Here is a 14926-nt window from a genome sequence, read left to right on the forward strand (position 1 = left end):
CGCCGCCCCTCATCTGCCTTCACTGCGTTCAGGCACCTTCTCCCCGTGAACGGGGAGAAGGAAGAGCGACCAGCCTCCTTGCCCCCGTTCCCTCGCGTGCCAGCCGGTCACCCTTGTTGCGCAGCGGGCATTTGTCGATCGACATGCAGCCGCAGCCGATGCAGTCGGTCAGCCCTTCGCGCAGTTTCTTCAACTGGGCGATCTTGTGATCGAGCCCGTCGCGCCAGGCGGTCGACAAAAGGTTCCAGTCGTCGCGCGTCGGCGTGCGGCTTTCGGGCAGTGATTCAAGTGCGGCACCGATTTCGGCCAGCGAGATGCCGACCTCCTGTGCGACCTTGATGATCGCCACGCGCCGCAGCACGTCGCGGCCGTAGCGGCGCTGGTTGCCCGACGTGCGGTGGCTGCGGATCAAGCCGCGGGCCTCGTAGAAATGCAGCGCCGACACCGCCACCCCGCTGCGCATGGCCACCTGGCCAACCGTTAATTCCGTTACAGGCGCCATGTCTGATTTTCCGTCCCGATTTTTCTGCTTGACCTCAAGTTAAGTTGAGCTTGTAGCGAAGAAACCCTGGATGTGCAAACGAAGGAGAAGGCGATGTGCGCCTGGGTCGAGATGTCGGGAGACGGAGTGCCGTTATCCGAGTTGCCGGATGGCTTCGCCCACCACCATGGCGACGGAGAGCGCCACGTTGATGCTGCGCGCCGTACCCTGCATGGGGATGGTCAGGCGCGCATTCGCCGCCTGATGGACAGGATCCGGCACGCCTGCGGATTCGCGGCCGAACAGGAGGACGTCACCGTCCGCGAAGCTGAAGCTGGTGTAGGCCGTCGTGGCTTTGGTCGACAGCAGCACCAGCCGGTGCGAACCAGCCTTGCGCCATTCCTCGAAGGCGTGCCAGTCGACATGCCGGGTCAGGGCAGCCATTTCGAGGTAGTCCATGCCGGCTCGCTTGAGCGACTTGTCGGAGAGCGGAAATCCGGCCGGTTCGATGATGTCGACGCCAAGTCCGAGGCACGCGGCGAAGCGCAGGATTGTTCCGGTGTTGCCGGCAATGTCAGGCTGGTAGAGCGCGATGCGGAGACGACGGTTCATTTCCGCGTCCTTCTAATAAGTGGCGGATCGGCCACAGCGGCTTGGCGGTTTTGGAAATTGCTGGACCTGCGGGTGGCCATTTTCTGCGAAGTCGGGTATACAACCAGCATTGTCAACCCGAACCGATGGAGGGGTAATTCATGATGACCATGCACATCCAGCGCCCCTCTCGTGGGCTTACCTGCCTGCCGGCGGTTTCGGTACGACGATTCTCCTGACTCTCTAAGACTTGATCGCACCGATTCCCGCCGAAACGATTTTTCGGCTTCCGAAGGAATCCTGCGATGTTTTTCAAAAAGTCAAAAGGGCTGAACGCCCCAACTGAAGCTGTCCGGACCGACACTCGTCATGTCCGGACCGATGCAATGCGTGTCTCCGGGCGAATGCCGGCGGACGATATTGCTTCGCCTTTTTATCTCGATTTTCACACGGAGGACGGACCGATGTTCGATCCCTACAGAATACCGGGCTCGAGGAGCCTGCATATCCACCGACTGCCGACCTGGGCGCTGCTGATCGGCGACACCTATTCGTCGGCGGTTCACGCCGAGGTTCGCCGCCGGCCGCATCGCGGCATGCTGCCGGATGTCGATTTTTCGCGCGCGGTTCCCGATCCCGGGCGGCCGTCGCTGGTGCGCCGGATCATCCGGCTGATCCGGCCTGGCCCGAAAAACCGGGCTGGCGGCACCGTGTCGTCAGGATCGTCTGGCGCAGCTGTCGGCGAAAAGCCCGCGAGCCCCTATATTGCGCGAAGCATTGCCGACGGTCCGGGTGATTCCGGACCGTCGGCACTCGACGCCATGGGTTCCGGGGACTTCGTACGCTCACGTGCCGCGTAAGCGGCAAACACATTTCACAGGCATGACCTATGTTGTTGTTTAGCTGGTTTGAAAAAAGGCTCGATCCGTTCCCCGCGGCGGAACCGGTCGAGCCGCCCAAGACGCTGGTTGCCTTCTGCGTGCATTATACGCGCGGCGCCTGGCCCTATATCCTTTTCGACGCAGTGCTGGTGACGGCCATCGCGATCGCGGAAGTGTGGATGTTCGGCTTCCTCGGCCGCATCGTCGACTGGCTGTCGGGGCAGAATCGCGAAACCTTCCTGCAGACGGAAGCCTGGAAGCTTGCCGGCATGGCCTTCATCGTGCTGTTCGCACTGCCGGGCACCGTATGGCTGCATTCGCTCCTCAACCAGCAAACGCTGATGGGCAACTATCCCATGCGCATCCGCTGGCAGGTGCACCGCTATCTGCTCAAGCAGTCGATGAGTTTCTACCAGGACGAGTTCGCCGGCCGCATCGCGACCAAGCTGATGCAGACGGCTCTCGCCGTGCGCGAATGCGTCATCAAGGTGATCGACGTCCTGAATTACGTTATCGTCTACTTCCTCGGCATGCTGCTCATCGTCGGCTCGGCCGACTGGCGGCTGGCCGCGCCGCTCGGCGTCTGGCTGGTCGGCTATATCCTTTTGCTGCGGTTTTTCATTCCCCGGCTGGGCAAGGTCGGCGAGGAACAGGCCAATGCGCGCTCGATCATGACGGGCCGGGTCGTCGACAGCTACTCAAACATCCAGACGGTCAAGCTGTTCAGCCATGCACGCCGCGAAGCGTCATTCGCCAAAGACGGTATGTCCGGCTTTCTCGAAACGGTCTACCGGTCGATGCGCCTGGTGACAGTGCTTTTCGGCTCGCTCTACATACTGAACGCGCTGCTCTTGTTCTCGGTGACCGCGATGGCGCTGTGGCTGTGGCTGGGGCAAGCAGTGACGATCGGCGCGGTCGCCGTGGTCATCGGCCTTGTGCTCAGGTTGTGGGGCATGTCGCAATGGATCATGTGGGAAATGTCGGGCCTGTTCGAGAACATCGGCACGGTGCAGGACGGTATCGCCTCGATCTCGCTGCCGCGCCTTGTCGAGGACCGGCCGGACGCGAAGGAGATCAGCGTTTCCAGGGGTGAGATCCGCTTCGAGGACATTCGCTTCCACTACGGCAAGCAGAAGGGTGTGATCGAGGGCCTGTCGCTGGCGGTGAAGCCGGGCGAGAAGGTCGGCATCGTCGGCCGTTCCGGCGCCGGCAAGTCCACGCTGGTCAACCTGTTGCTGCGCTTCTACGACCTCGAAGCCGGGCAGATATTGGTCGATGGCCAGGAAATCGCCGCTGTGAAGCAGGATTCGCTTCGTGCGCAGATCGGCATGGTCACGCAGGACACCTCGCTGCTGCATCGTTCGGTGCGCGAGAACATCCTTTATGGCCGGCCCGATGCAACCGACGAGATGCTTGTCGAGGCGGCGCGGCGCGCCGAGGCGCTGGACTTCATATCGGGGCTTTCGGATGCCAGCGGCCGCAAGGGCTTCGACGCCTATGTCGGTGACCGCGGCGTCAAATTGTCCGGTGGCCAGCGGCAACGCGTCGCCATTGCTCGCGTTATGTTGAAGGACGCACCTATACTTATCCTTGACGAAGCGACCTCGGCGCTTGATTCCGAAGCCGAGGCGGCGATCCAGGAGAATCTCTACAAGCTCATGCAAGGCAAGACCGTCATCGCCATCGCGCACCGGCTGTCGACCATCGCGGCGATGGACAGGCTGGTGGTGATGGACAAGGGCCGTGTCATCGAGGAAGGTTCGCACGAAGAACTCGTCGCCAAGGGCGGGCTCTACGCGCAGCTCTGGCAGCGCCAGTCGGGCGGGTTCCTGCTTGAGGACGGTCCCGCCAACGACGCACTTGCAAAGAGGCAAGCCGCAGAATGATGGCCGCCGCATGATGACAGCCGTCTATCGCTGGTTCGAGAACTGGGTCTATCCGTTCAGGGAGCCGGCGAATCTTCGGCCACCGATCAGTGTCGGCGGCTTTCTCTGGCACTATGTCGGCCAGGCGAAGTTCGCCTTCTTCGCCATGCTGGTCATCGGCGGCATCGCGCCGCTGGTCGAGGCCGGCCTGTTCTACTTCGTCGGGCGGCTGGTCGATATTCTCGACCAGCTTCCCGCCGAGCGCAGCTGGCACGCACTGTGGGCCGCCGCCGGCCCTGAACTGGTTTTCATGGCCGTGGTGGTGCTGGTCATCCGCACCGTCGTCGTCGGCCTGTCGGCGCTGGTCGACGAACAGACGATCACGCCGGGCTTCTACAATCTGGTGCGCTGGCAGGCGCACCGGCATGTCTCGCGCCAGTCCTACGCCTTTTTCCAGAACGATTTCGCCGGCCGCATCGCGACGAAGGTCTGGCAGGCGGGCCAGGCGACCGGCGACTTGATGGAAAGCTTCATCGAGGTCGTCTGGTTTATGATCGTCTACACGGTGACGACGCTGGCGCTGGTCGCAGGCCTCGATCTCAGGCTGGCGGTTCTGGTGGTGATCTGGATTTCCGCCTTCGGCTGGCTGGCCAAGCTCTATTTGCCGGCAATCCGCAAGCATGCCGAGGAAACAGCCGAGGCCGGCTCGATGATCACCGGCCGCATCGTCGATTCCTATTCCAACGTGCAGACGCTGAAACTGTTCTCGGCCGATGGCGACGACCGCTACATCAGGAACGGTTTCGACATCTATCTCGACGCATTGCGCCCGTTCACCCGCCGGCTGACCGGCGTGCGCATGGCGCTGACCACGCTGTCGGGCATCATGATCACGGCGATCGGCTGCTTTGCCGTCTATCTCTGGGTCGAGGGCTCGATCACCGTCGGCGCGGTCGCCTTCACCCTGTCGCTGGTGCTGCGGCTCAACATGCTGCTCGGCCGGCTGATGATGCAGCTCAACAGCATCTTGCGAAACCTCGGCGTGCTGGAGAATTCCAAGGCGCTGATCTCGCAGCCGCTCGGCCTCACCGATGCGCCCGACGCCAAGGAACTCGTCGTTGCGGGTGGCCGTATCGCGGTGAAGAACGTCGAGTTCCACTACGGCAAAGGTTTCGGCGTGCTGAACGGCATCGACCTTGTCGTCAGGCCAGGCGAGAAGGTAGGGCTGGTCGGACCGTCCGGCGCCGGCAAGACGACCCTCGCCAATCTGATCCTGCGCCTCTACGATCTCGAGAGCGGGTCGATCACCATCGATGGCCAGGATGTCGCCAAAGTTACGCAGAATTCGCTGCGCGCCAATATCGGCGTCGTCAGCCAGGACACGGCGCTGTTCCACCGTTCGCTGCGCGACAACATCAAGCTCGGCATGCCTGACGCGACCGATGCGGAGGTGATCGCGGCGGCGAAAAAGGCTGAGGCGCACGAGTTCATCCTGACCTTGCGCGACAACAGGGACCGCGCCGGCTACGAGGCGTTTGTCGGCGAGCGCGGCGTCAAGCTGTCGGGAGGCCAGCGCCAGCGCGTGGCGATCGCCCGCGTCTTCCTCAAGGATGCGCCGATCCTGATTCTCGATGAGGCGACCTCGGCACTCGATTCCGACATCGAGGCGGCGATCCAGGAGAATCTGACACGGCTGATGGAAAACAAGACGGTCATCGCCATCGCCCACCGGCTGTCGACGATCGCAGCACTCGATCGTCTGGTGGTGCTCGACGGCGGCCGCATTGTCGAGCAAGGCACGCATGACCAATTGGTGGCGCTCGACGGGCTCTATGCGCGGCTGTGGAAGCGGCAGTCCGGCGGTTTTCTCTATCACGAGGACAGCGTGCTCGAAGAGACGCGCCCGGCGGAGTAGCTCAATGGGTGGATCGACAGGCGCCATCCCAGAGGTCGGCTACGTGCTCAAGCGGTTTCGGCCGACCATGCCGGCCTTCGACACGCTGAAGGAAGAGAGCCGGCTGGAAGGCTACTGGATGCTGGTACGCCTTGCGGATGGCTGGGCAAGTGGCCGCAACAAGTTCCTGAAACGGGGGGAGGCGCTGTACGGAGCATGGTATGGAAGGGAACTCGCCGGCGTGTGCGGGTTGAACATCGATCCCTATTTCGAGGACAGGGGCCACGGCCGGGTCCGGCACCTGTTCGTCAGCGCGCGCCACCGTCGCGCCGGCCTTGGCCGGATGCTGGTCGAAACCGTTGTCGACAGGGCACGTCACCATTTCGCCATGCTGAACACCCGCGCGCCGCAAGAAGCTTTCCGTTTCTATGAACGGCTTGGCTTTCAGCGCGTGGCGGGCGAAGAGTTCGTCACACACCGCATGGTTTTCGGGAAAGGAGGCTGAAATGTCCTTGCGTCCGCCATCTCATCTTGCCGGCGCCTCGGCCGCCGAAGCCGCCTTCGACGCGCTCGGCCATGAAATATTGGCGGAAAAGGCGGCAGCACTCGGCCGCGCCGGCCAGCGGGTAGAGGAAACGCTGGCCAGGCTGCGCGACAATGCCGACGAGCAACTGCGCCCCCTTCTGCTCAAGGATGCCGCCGAGGCGGTGCATGGCTATTTCATCCAGCGCGAGCTGTGCGGCTTGCGCAAGCACGATGCCGTCATTCGTGAATACAACATCCCGAAAGCGGTGCTGGCCAGGCTCGGCGCGAAATAGGGATCACTCCAGCCATTCGGTGATGAAGCTGCCATTCTCGTGGATGTCGGTCGTTTCCAGCGGGCCTGGGCCGAGATTGGTGAATTTGTGCGGCGTATTGGGTGGCACGATCAGGATCTGGCCGGCGGATGCCTCGATTTCCTGGTCGCCGACAGTGAACAGGCCGGTGCCCTGGCGGATGATGAAGATCTCCGCGTAGGGATGTGTGTGCAGGCGCGGGCCGCCGCCGACATCAGGCAGATAGTTGAAGATCAGGCAGGAGTTGGAGCCGTAGGCGCCACATTGCAACTCGCCCTTCCAATGGTCCGAGCGAACGGCCCAGGTGTCGCGGTCTATGACGTGTGCCATGATGACAAGGATAGACCCGGCTGGGGCCTTGTGTCGAGCCGAACAAGGGCGTCGGATTTGCGGGTGTTTCCCGGTTGTTTAGTGATGGTTGGCGGCTATCCGGCGTCGTGTTGACCGGCGGCGGATTTTGTCCCCGCGACAATCTGCCCTTGTGCCTTCACCCGTCTGGACAAAAACGGGCTTCACGCATAAACCGAAGTCCAAATGCCGGAGGAATTCGCAAGCCTGTTCGCCATGCGCTGTCGGGTTGGCGTAATTTGAGCGGGGAACAAGGCTCAACCACCGGCACGGAAGAGGCGAAAGGATCAGGCACCCGTGAGCGCAACCGACACCCAGGATCCCAACCGTCGTGATTTTCTCTACGTCGCCACCGGCATGGCCGCAGTGGTCGGCGCGGGTGCTTTCGCGTGGCCGTTCATCGACCAGATGCGCCCTGACGCCTCGACGCTGGCGCTCGCCTCGGTCGAAGTCGACGTCGCCTCGCTGACGCCGGGCATGTCGCTGATCGTCAAATGGCGCGGCAAGCCGGTCGTGGTCCGCAACCGCACCGAACAGGAAATGAAGGACGGCGAGGCGGTCAAGCTGGCCGATCTCAAGGATCCGATCGCCCGCAACGCCAATCTGCCGGCCGACGCACCGGCGACCGACGCCAATCGCACCACGCCCGGCAAGGAAGCCTGGATGGTGATGGTTCAGGTCTGCACGCATCTCGGCTGCATTCCGCTTGGCCAGGAAGGCGATTTCGGCGGCTGGTTCTGCCCGTGCCACGGTTCGCAATACGACACCGCCGGCCGCATCCGCAAAGGCCCGGCGCCGGAGAACATGGCGGTTCCGGTATTCAAGTTCATTTCCGATACCAAGATCCTTATCGGTTGAGGCAGGGGGATATTTCGATGAGCGAGGGACACTCGACCTATACGCCCAAAACCGGTCTCGGACGCTGGTTCGACGCCCGCATGCCGCTGCCGCGGCTGGTCTATGACAGCTTCGTTGCCTATCCGGTGCCGCGCAACCTCAACTATGCATGGACCTTTGGCGGCATCCTGTCGATCATGCTGGTGGCGCAGATCCTGACCGGCATCGTGCTGGCCATGCATTACACGGCCGACACCAATCTGGCCTTCGGCTCGGTCGAGAAGATCATGCGCGACGTGAATTCGGGCTGGCTGCTGCGCTACATGCATTCGAACGGCGCCTCGTTTTTCTTCGTCGCCGTCTACATCCACATCTTCCGTGGCCTCTATTACGGCTCCTACAAGGCGCCGCGCGAACTGCTGTGGATCCTCGGCTGCATCATCTATCTCCTGATGATGGCGACCGGCTTCATGGGCTACGTGCTGCCATGGGGCCAGATGAGCTTCTGGGGCGCCACCGTCATCACCGGCTTCTTCAGCGCCATTCCGCTGGTCGGCGACTGGATCCAGCAGCTGCTGCTCGGCGGCTTTGCCGTCGACAACCCGACGCTGAACCGTTTCTTTGCGCTGCACTATCTGTTGCCGTTCATGATCGCCGGCGTTGTCGTGCTGCACATCTGGGCGCTGCATGTCGTCGGCCAGTCGAACCCGACGGGCATCGAGGTCAAGTCGAAGACCGACACCGTGGCCTTCACCCCCTACGCGACCATCAAGGACGCGTTCGGCATGATCGTGTTCCTGTTCTTCTTCGCCTATTTCGTCTTCTACCTGCCGAACTATCTCGGCCATCCCGACAACTACATCGTCGCCAACCCGCTGAAGACGCCGGCCCACATCGTGCCCGAATGGTACTTCCTGCCGTTCTACGCGATCCTGCGCGCCATCACCTTCAATGTCGGGCCGATCAACTCCAAGCTCGGCGGCGTGCTATGCATGTTCGGCGCCATCGTCATGTTGTTCCTGGTGCCGTGGCTCGACACTTCGAAGGTGCGCTCGGCGGTTTACCGGCCCTGGTACAAGCTGTTCTTCTGGCTGTTCGTGGCCGATGCCATCCTGCTTGGCTGGCTGGGCTCGCAGCCGGCAGAAGGCAGCTATGTGTTCATGGCGCAGATGGCGACATTGTTCTACTTCGCCTTCTTCCTGATCGCGCTGCCGGTGCTCGGCCTGATTGAGACGCCGCGACGGTTGCCGAACTCGATCACCGAGGCGGTGCTCGAGAAGAACAAGGGCGGCAGCGGACATCCGGCGGGCGCTACGGCGGCTCCGGAAACCAAAGGCTGAGCGGGTAGAGAATCTAAGGGGATTTGGCATGAAAAAGATTCTCACCTCGCTGGCGCTGATCGGCCTTGTGGCCGTCGCCGCTGGGGCCGCGGGCACTCGGGCGATCGCCGCCGAAGAGGCACACAATGTGGCCAATCCGACGCATTTCCCGATCGACGAGCCGAAGGAAATGGACTGGAGTTTCACTGGCCCATTCGGCACCTATGACAAGGCGCAGCTGCAGCGCGGCCTCAAGGTCTACAAGGAAGTCTGCTCGGCCTGCCATTCGATGAACCTGGTGGCGTTCCGCACGCTGTCGGACCTCGGCTATTCCGATGCGCAGATCAAGACGCTGTCGGCCGAGTACACCATCCACGACGGTCCCAACGATGCCGGCGACATGTTCGACCGTCCGGGCAAGCCGTCCGACCACTTCCCGCCGCCCTTCGCCAATGAGGAAGCCGCCGCTGCCTCCAATGGCGGTGCTGCTCCGCCAGACATGTCCCTGCTGGCCAAGGCTCGCGGTGTCGAACGCGGTTTTCCGCAGTTCGTCTTCGATATCTTTACCCAGTACGACGCGGGCGGCCCCGACTATATCCACTCGCTGCTGACCGGCTACGACCAGACACCGCCGGCCGGCATGGTCATCCCGGAAGGCACCCACTACAATCCGTACTTCATGTCCGGCGTGTCGCTGAAGATGCCCAAGCCGCTCTCCGATGGTCAGGTGACCTATGATGACGGTGCGCCGCAGACCATCGACCAGTATTCCCGCGACGTCTCCGCCTTCCTGGCATGGGCGGCCGAGCCGCATATGGAAGACCGCAAGAAGACCGGTTTTCGCGTTCTGGTGTTCCTGCTTTTGTTCGGCGCGCTGGTCTATCTCACCAAGCGCAAGGTGTGGGAAGGCGTGGCGCATTAAGCCACACGATCAAGTGATCACGAAGGGCGCCGAGAGGCGCCCTTTTGCATTTCCAGAAGCCGGCCATGTCACATGGCCGTCACCGCATCCGGCGATCCTGTGCTGCTCTCATCAAAGGATCGCACCCATGAAAAGATACGCATCGCTCGCGGCAGGCCTGTTGCTGCTCATCGTCGGCTCGGCCGCGCAAGCGGAAGACGCCCAGCCTTTCGTCACCAACAAGGATGTCGACCTGACGATGATCCTGCCGCCGCCGCCGGCAAACGATTCGGCGCAGACCAAGGCCGAACTCGGCGAGGTGCTGATGCTGCAGGTGACACGCACGCCCGAGATGGTAGCCAGCGCCGTCGCCGATGCCGACGAGAATGTCTGGCGCTTCGCCAACGTCATGGGGCCGAAATTCAACAAGGAAACGCTGCCCAAATTCAGCGCCTTCTTCGACCGCGTCGTGGCCACCGAAGGCGCCGTCGTCGATCCGGCCAAGGATATCTGGAAGCGCCCGCGTCCGCACCAGCTCAGCGACCTCGTCAAGCCGGCGGTCAAGCTGTCGAGTTCGGGTTCCTGGCCGTCCGGCCACGCCACCGTCGGCACCATGATGGGCATCATCCTGTCCGATATGGTTCCGGAAAAGCGCGCCGAGATCATGGCGCGTGCGGCCGAATACGCCCACAACCGCGAGGTCGGCGGCATCCACTATGCGTCCGACGTCGAGATGGGCAGGATTTCCGGCAGCGTCATCGCCGCGGTCCTGCTCAACCGGGACGACTTCAAGGCCGAGTATGAAGTGGCCAGGGCCGAGCTTCGTTCGGATCTCGGCATGTAATCTTTGTCAATCGGATTAGACCAGAAAGGGGCGCTTCGGCGTCCCTTTTTTTGCTCATGGCCATGTCCGGAGGGCAGCTCGAAAAATAGTCCGTTGGCACGCCGACAACAGGTTGATATTCGATGCATCGAACGGTGGCGAGAAACTTGTCCCGCCATGGCCTTTGGAATTCGATGATGCGGCTCAGCGACTGTCACAACTTTTCCGATTACCGCCGCATGGCGCAGCAGCGGCTGCCGGGGCCGATCTTTAACTACATCGACGGCGCGGCCGACGACGAGGTCACCTATCGCCGCAACACCGAAAGCTTCGAGACCTGCGATCTGGTTCCCAACGTGCTGCGCGGGGTGAGCGAGGTCGACATGTCGGTGACGGTCATGGGCCAGAAGCTGGCGATGCCGTTCTATTGCTCGCCGACCGCCTTGCAGCGCCTGTTCCATCACCAGGGCGAGCGCGCGGTCGCCAAGGCCGCCGCCAAATACGGCACGATGTTCGGCGTGTCGTCGCTGGGCACCGTCAGCCTCGAGGAGGCGCGCAGCATCAGCAGCGGCCCGCAGGTCTACCAGTTCTATTTCCACCGGGATCGCGGTCTTAACCGGGCGATGATGCAGCGGGCAAAGGCGGTCGGGGTCGAGGTGATGATGCTGACCGTCGACAGCATCACCGGGGGAAACCGCGAGCGCGACAAACGAACCGGCTTTGCCATTCCCTTCAAGCTCAACCTTACCGGAATGGCGCAGTTCGCGCTCAAGCCGGCCTGGGCGATCAACTATTTCATCCATGAGGACTTCAAGCTGCCGCAGCTCGACGAGCATGTCGACATGGGCGGCGGCACGATGTCGATCAGCCGTTACTTTACCGAGATGCTCGATCCGTCGATGACATGGGACGACGTCGCCGAGATGGTCAAGCTCTGGTCGGGTCCGTTCTGCCTCAAGGGCGTCATGTCGGTGGAGGATGCCAAACGCGCTGTCGACATCGGCTGCAGCGGCATCGTGCTGTCGAACCATGGCGGGCGGCAGCTGGATGGCTCACGGGCGGCGTTCGACCAGCTTGCCGAGATCGTCGATGCCGTTGGCGACAGGATCGACGTCATCATGGATGGCGGCGTGCAGCGCGGCACACACGTGCTGAAAGCGCTGTCGCTCGGCGCCAAGGCCGTCGGCGTCGGACGCTACTATCTGTTTCCGCTCGCGGCGGCCGGCCAGCCCGGCGTGGAACGGGCGCTCGAACAGATGCGGGTCGAGATCGAACGCGGCATGAGGCTGATGGGCTGCAGCTCGATCGAACAATTGTCGCGCAACAATCTCCGTTTCAGGTAATCTCGACCCATGAAATCCTCGCTCGAAGACACGCTGCTTGCCGCGATCCGCACCATTCCGGACTATCCCAAGCCCGGCATCCTGTTTCGCGACATCACCACGCTGCTTGGCAATGCGCGCGCCTTCCGCCGCGCCATCGACGAACTGGTGCATCCCTATGCCGGCCAGAAGATCGACAAGATCGCCGGCATCGAGGCGCGCGGCTTTATCCTTGGCGGCGCCGTCGCCCATCAGCTCTCGGCCGGTTTCGTGCCGATCCGCAAGAAGGGCAAGCTGCCCTACGAGACGGTGCGCGTCGCCTACAGCCTGGAATACGGGCTGGACGAAATGGAGATGCACAAGGACGGTGTTGCTCCGGGCGAGAAAGTGATCCTGGTCGACGATCTGATCGCCACCGGCGGCACGGCTGAAGCGGCGGTCAAGCTGCTGCGCCAGATAGGTGCCGACATCCTCGCCGCCTGTTTCGTCATCGACCTGCCGGACCTCGGCGGCCGTGCCAAGCTGGAGGCGCTCGGCGTGCCGGTGCGGACGCTGATTGGGTTCGAGGGGCATTGAGGGGCAGTTCTTCCTTCTCCCCTTGTGGGAGAAGGTGGATCGGCGCGCAGCGCCGAGACGGTTGAGGGGTGGGTGACGGAGTGCCGTCGGCGCCAAGCTGGAGCACCCCTCATCCGACCGAGCTTCGCTCGGCCACCTTCTCCCACAGGGGGAGAAGGAAGAAACCTACTCCACCTTCACCAGCACGGCGCTCTCGAACTCCAGCACCTTGGCGCCGGTCGAATCGAAAGCTTCCGAACGCAGCGCCAGCAGCCGCCAGCCGGGGCGTGAGGCAATCGGGCGGTGCGACAGCGCGGTGCGCGTGAAGGTGATGGTTTGCCCGGCATAGACCGGCTTCAGCCATTTCAGGTTCTTGAAGCCAGGCGAGGGGCCGAATTCCGGCACCGGACCGGGGCCGCTCCACGCAGCGATCTCGGCGTCCATGCGGTTTTCGAGATTGAGTTTCATCCAGGTGGCGGCGGTGTGCCAGCCGGATGCGCAGAGCCCGCCGAGCACGCTTTTCTTCGCGGCCTCCTCGTCGGTATGGAAGATCTGCGGGTCGTATTTGCGGGCGAAGGCCTTGATCGCCTCGGGCTCGAATGTGTGCGAGCCGAGCGTCACCGTGGTGCCGATACGAAAGAACTCGTCCAGTGTCATGCTTGGCTCCCCGCGGCATCGCGCGTGAGGAACATGGCGGAGTTCTCGAGCTCGAAGACGCTTTCGCCGCGCTGGTTGAACAGTTCGCTGCGCATTGTAACGAAGCCGAGTTGCGGCTTCGATTTGGACAGGCGCTTGGCAACGACCACCAGGGTGCCGGTCAGTTGATCGCCGGCCAGGACCGGCTTCTTCCATTTGACCTGATCGACGCCGGGCGCGCCCTGGCAGGTCGAGTCCAACAGGAAGGCATCGCACAGCATGCGCATGAACATGGCGCAGGTGTGCCAGCCCGACGCCGCCAGCCCACCGAGGATGCTGGCCTTGCCGGCTTCCTCGTCGAGATGCATCGGCTGCGGGTCGAATTCTCCGGCGAATTCGACGATCTCGGCGGCACTCACGAGCTTCGAGCCGAGGTCGATCGATGCACCCTCGATGAAGTCCTCATAGGCCCATGTTTTTATCTCTGCGGTCATGGTCTGGAATCCGGCTTGTCGACCCACGATCCTCAGGATCGGGGTTTCCGGATGCAGGCCGGCGTTCATTTGGTCAAGCGATTTCTACTGCGCCAGCCTGTGGCAGCCGATCGACAGGCCCACTCAGAGCCAGCCGCGGCGGCGGAAATACCAGAAGGGCAGGATCGCCGACAGCACCATCATGGCGATGGCGAAGGGATAGCCAAGTTCCCATTTCAACTCGGGGATGACGTCGAAATTCATGCCGTAGATCGAGGCGACCAAAGTCGGCGGCAGGAAGATGACGGCGGCGACCGAAAAGATCTTGATGATGGCGTTCTGCTCGATCGAGATCATGCCGAGCGTCGCGTCGAGCAGGAAGGAGATCTTCTGCGACAGGAAGGTGGCGTGGTCGGCGAGTGACAGCACGTCGCGAGACAGCGTCTTGATGCGCGCCTTGGTGTCCTTGCTCATCTTGGTGCGGGTCGAGGCATGGGCGAAAAAGCCCGCCAGGCGCTGCAGCGAGATCAGGCTGTCGCGGATCGAAGACGCGATGTCCTCCTTGCGGCCGATGGCTTTCAACAATTCCTGGAAGTCGCGATTGCGCTTGGAAACCTTGGTCGATCGCGCCTCGAAGATATCGCGCGAGATCGCCTCGATGTCACGGCCGGCACGCTCCAGAATGTCGGCGAGACGGTCGACGATCGCCTCCAGCAAGCCGATCAGGATGGTGTCGCCGCTGGTGCAGCCGGTCGCCACCTTCTCGGCGCGCTGCGGAAAGGTCTTGAAGGCCTTCGGCTCATGGTAGCGCACAGTGATCAACCTTGTGCCGGCGAGCACGAAGGTGACCGGCGACATCAAGGGATCGTCGACCTCGGTCTGCGCGGGCAGGGTTGCGGTCATGAAGTAGGCGCCGTCCTCGACATAGAGGCGGCTCGAAATCTCGATCTCCTCCATCTCCTCGCGCGTCGGAATGGCAACGCCGAGCCAGCTCTCGATCGTCGCTTCCTCTTCCTTTGTCGGGTTGAACAGGTCCGCCCAGACGATGGTCTCGCTGTTTGCCAGGAGATCGTCGACGACGCGCAGGCGATCATTGTCCACGACGAAGGCCTTGATCATCGCCTGATTCCCTTGCTGGGGCCAAAGGGTGCGTTCGGATTGACG

17 protein-coding genes are annotated in these 14926 nt (G+C 62.6%); 11 read left to right on the top strand and 6 right to left on the bottom strand.

Going from position 1 to position 14926, the window contains the following annotated elements:
* Positions 1-28: 28 nt before the first annotated feature.
* Complete coding sequence (gene soxR, locus EOC83_RS07715) at positions 29-502, bottom strand: redox-sensitive transcriptional activator SoxR (RefSeq protein ID WP_063168847.1); 474 nt, start codon at positions 500-502, stop codon at positions 29-31.
* 132 nt (positions 503-634) lie between these two features.
* Complete coding sequence (locus tag EOC83_RS07720; RefSeq protein WP_063168846.1) at positions 635-1093, bottom strand: tRNA (cytidine(34)-2'-O)-methyltransferase; 459 nt, start codon at positions 1091-1093, stop codon at positions 635-637.
* Positions 1094-1536: 443 nt separating this feature from the next.
* Here EOC83_RS07720 and EOC83_RS07725 point away from each other — a divergent pair, with 443 nt between their 5' ends.
* The 5 genes from EOC83_RS07725 to EOC83_RS07745 are packed head-to-tail and all read left to right on the top strand — an operon-like array spanning position 1537 to position 6530.
* Positions 1537-1932, top strand: a complete 396-nt coding sequence (locus EOC83_RS07725) for a hypothetical protein (protein WP_082826695.1) — start codon at positions 1537-1539, stop codon at positions 1930-1932.
* A gap of 29 nt (positions 1933-1961) precedes the next feature.
* The gene (locus EOC83_RS07730) at positions 1962-3839 is read left to right on the top strand and encodes an ABC transporter ATP-binding protein (RefSeq protein WP_063168844.1); all 1878 of its coding nucleotides are present in this window, start codon (positions 1962-1964) and stop codon (positions 3837-3839) included.
* 10 nt (positions 3840-3849) lie between these two features.
* Complete coding sequence (locus EOC83_RS07735; RefSeq protein ID WP_032808649.1) at positions 3850-5733, top strand: ABC transporter ATP-binding protein; 1884 nt, start codon at positions 3850-3852, stop codon at positions 5731-5733.
* A gap of 4 nt (positions 5734-5737) precedes the next feature.
* A complete protein-coding gene (locus tag EOC83_RS07740) occupies positions 5738-6217 on the top strand; it encodes a GNAT family N-acetyltransferase (RefSeq protein ID WP_063168843.1) in 480 nt (159 codons plus the stop codon).
* A gap of 1 nt (position 6218) precedes the next feature.
* The gene (locus EOC83_RS07745; protein ID WP_013529982.1) at positions 6219-6530 is read left to right on the top strand and encodes a DUF6665 family protein; all 312 of its coding nucleotides are present in this window, start codon (positions 6219-6221) and stop codon (positions 6528-6530) included.
* 3 nt (positions 6531-6533) lie between these two features.
* On the opposite strand, the gene EOC83_RS07750 is transcribed toward EOC83_RS07745, so the two are convergent.
* Positions 6534-6878 carry a cupin domain-containing protein gene (locus EOC83_RS07750; protein WP_013529983.1) on the bottom strand — a complete coding sequence of 115 codons (345 nt, stop codon included), beginning with the start codon at positions 6876-6878 and terminating at the stop codon, positions 6534-6536.
* Positions 6879-7193: 315 nt separating this feature from the next.
* On the opposite strand from EOC83_RS07750, the gene petA reads away from it, so the two are divergent.
* From petA to EOC83_RS07780, 6 genes are all read left to right on the top strand, one after another.
* On the top strand, positions 7194-7754 hold the full coding sequence (gene petA, locus EOC83_RS07755) for a ubiquinol-cytochrome c reductase iron-sulfur subunit (protein ID WP_013529984.1): 561 nt from the start codon (positions 7194-7196) through the stop codon (positions 7752-7754).
* Positions 7755-7771: 17 nt separating this feature from the next.
* The gene (locus EOC83_RS07760) at positions 7772-9073 is read left to right on the top strand and encodes a cytochrome b N-terminal domain-containing protein (RefSeq protein WP_013529985.1); all 1302 of its coding nucleotides are present in this window, start codon (positions 7772-7774) and stop codon (positions 9071-9073) included.
* A gap of 28 nt (positions 9074-9101) precedes the next feature.
* On the top strand, positions 9102-9974 hold the full coding sequence (locus EOC83_RS07765; protein WP_013529986.1) for a cytochrome c1: 873 nt from the start codon (positions 9102-9104) through the stop codon (positions 9972-9974).
* A 127-nt stretch (positions 9975-10101) separates the two neighbouring features.
* Positions 10102-10797: a phosphatase PAP2 family protein gene (locus tag EOC83_RS07770; protein WP_013529987.1), complete on the top strand. Its 696-nt coding sequence runs from the start codon at positions 10102-10104 to the stop codon at positions 10795-10797.
* 176 nt (positions 10798-10973) lie between these two features.
* Complete coding sequence (locus tag EOC83_RS07775; protein WP_063170322.1) at positions 10974-12119, top strand: alpha-hydroxy acid oxidase; 1146 nt, start codon at positions 10974-10976, stop codon at positions 12117-12119.
* A gap of 9 nt (positions 12120-12128) precedes the next feature.
* Positions 12129-12674, top strand: a complete 546-nt coding sequence (locus EOC83_RS07780) for an adenine phosphoribosyltransferase (RefSeq protein WP_013529989.1) — start codon at positions 12129-12131, stop codon at positions 12672-12674.
* A 165-nt stretch (positions 12675-12839) separates the two neighbouring features.
* On the opposite strand, the gene EOC83_RS07785 is transcribed toward EOC83_RS07780, so the two are convergent.
* The 3 genes from EOC83_RS07785 to corA form a co-directional block, all read right to left on the bottom strand.
* Positions 12840-13310: a MaoC family dehydratase gene (locus EOC83_RS07785; RefSeq protein ID WP_063168842.1), complete on the bottom strand. Its 471-nt coding sequence runs from the start codon at positions 13308-13310 to the stop codon at positions 12840-12842.
* Positions 13307-13783 carry a MaoC family dehydratase gene (locus tag EOC83_RS07790; protein ID WP_013529991.1) on the bottom strand — a complete coding sequence of 159 codons (477 nt, stop codon included), beginning with the start codon at positions 13781-13783 and terminating at the stop codon, positions 13307-13309. Before EOC83_RS07790 ends, EOC83_RS07785 begins: the two co-directional genes overlap by 4 nt.
* Before the next feature lie 123 nt (positions 13784-13906).
* The gene (gene corA, locus EOC83_RS07795) at positions 13907-14881 is read right to left on the bottom strand and encodes a magnesium/cobalt transporter CorA (RefSeq protein ID WP_023809832.1); all 975 of its coding nucleotides are present in this window, start codon (positions 14879-14881) and stop codon (positions 13907-13909) included.
* Between the last annotated feature and the right edge of the window lie 45 nt (positions 14882-14926).

The organism is Mesorhizobium sp. Primo-A, from assembly GCF_003997175.1.
In the GTDB taxonomy this organism is placed as follows: domain Bacteria; phylum Pseudomonadota; class Alphaproteobacteria; order Rhizobiales; family Rhizobiaceae; genus Mesorhizobium; species Mesorhizobium ciceri.

Coding starts and splice junctions, on each gene's coding strand:
- soxR (WP_063168847.1), bottom strand. CDS start 502: ATGGCGCCTGTAACGGAATTAACGGTTGGCCAGGTGGCCATGCGCAGC.
- EOC83_RS07720 (WP_063168846.1), bottom strand. CDS start 1,093: ATGAACCGTCGTCTCCGCATCGCGCTCTACCAGCCTGACATTGCCGGC.
- EOC83_RS07725 (WP_082826695.1), top strand. CDS start 1,537: ATGTTCGATCCCTACAGAATACCGGGCTCGAGGAGCCTGCATATCCAC.
- EOC83_RS07730 (WP_063168844.1), top strand. CDS start 1,962: ATGTTGTTGTTTAGCTGGTTTGAAAAAAGGCTCGATCCGTTCCCCGCG.
- EOC83_RS07735 (WP_032808649.1), top strand. CDS start 3,850: ATGATGACAGCCGTCTATCGCTGGTTCGAGAACTGGGTCTATCCGTTC.
- EOC83_RS07740 (WP_063168843.1), top strand. CDS start 5,738: ATGGGTGGATCGACAGGCGCCATCCCAGAGGTCGGCTACGTGCTCAAG.
- EOC83_RS07745 (WP_013529982.1), top strand. CDS start 6,219: ATGTCCTTGCGTCCGCCATCTCATCTTGCCGGCGCCTCGGCCGCCGAA.
- EOC83_RS07750 (WP_013529983.1), bottom strand. CDS start 6,878: ATGGCACACGTCATAGACCGCGACACCTGGGCCGTTCGCTCGGACCAT.
- EOC83_RS07760 (WP_013529985.1), top strand. CDS start 7,772: ATGAGCGAGGGACACTCGACCTATACGCCCAAAACCGGTCTCGGACGC.
- EOC83_RS07765 (WP_013529986.1), top strand. CDS start 9,102: ATGAAAAAGATTCTCACCTCGCTGGCGCTGATCGGCCTTGTGGCCGTC.
- EOC83_RS07770 (WP_013529987.1), top strand. CDS start 10,102: ATGAAAAGATACGCATCGCTCGCGGCAGGCCTGTTGCTGCTCATCGTC.
- EOC83_RS07775 (WP_063170322.1), top strand. CDS start 10,974: ATGCGGCTCAGCGACTGTCACAACTTTTCCGATTACCGCCGCATGGCG.
- EOC83_RS07780 (WP_013529989.1), top strand. CDS start 12,129: ATGAAATCCTCGCTCGAAGACACGCTGCTTGCCGCGATCCGCACCATT.
- EOC83_RS07785 (WP_063168842.1), bottom strand. CDS start 13,310: ATGACACTGGACGAGTTCTTTCGTATCGGCACCACGGTGACGCTCGGC.
- EOC83_RS07790 (WP_013529991.1), bottom strand. CDS start 13,783: ATGACCGCAGAGATAAAAACATGGGCCTATGAGGACTTCATCGAGGGT.
- corA (WP_023809832.1), bottom strand. CDS start 14,881: ATGATCAAGGCCTTCGTCGTGGACAATGATCGCCTGCGCGTCGTCGAC.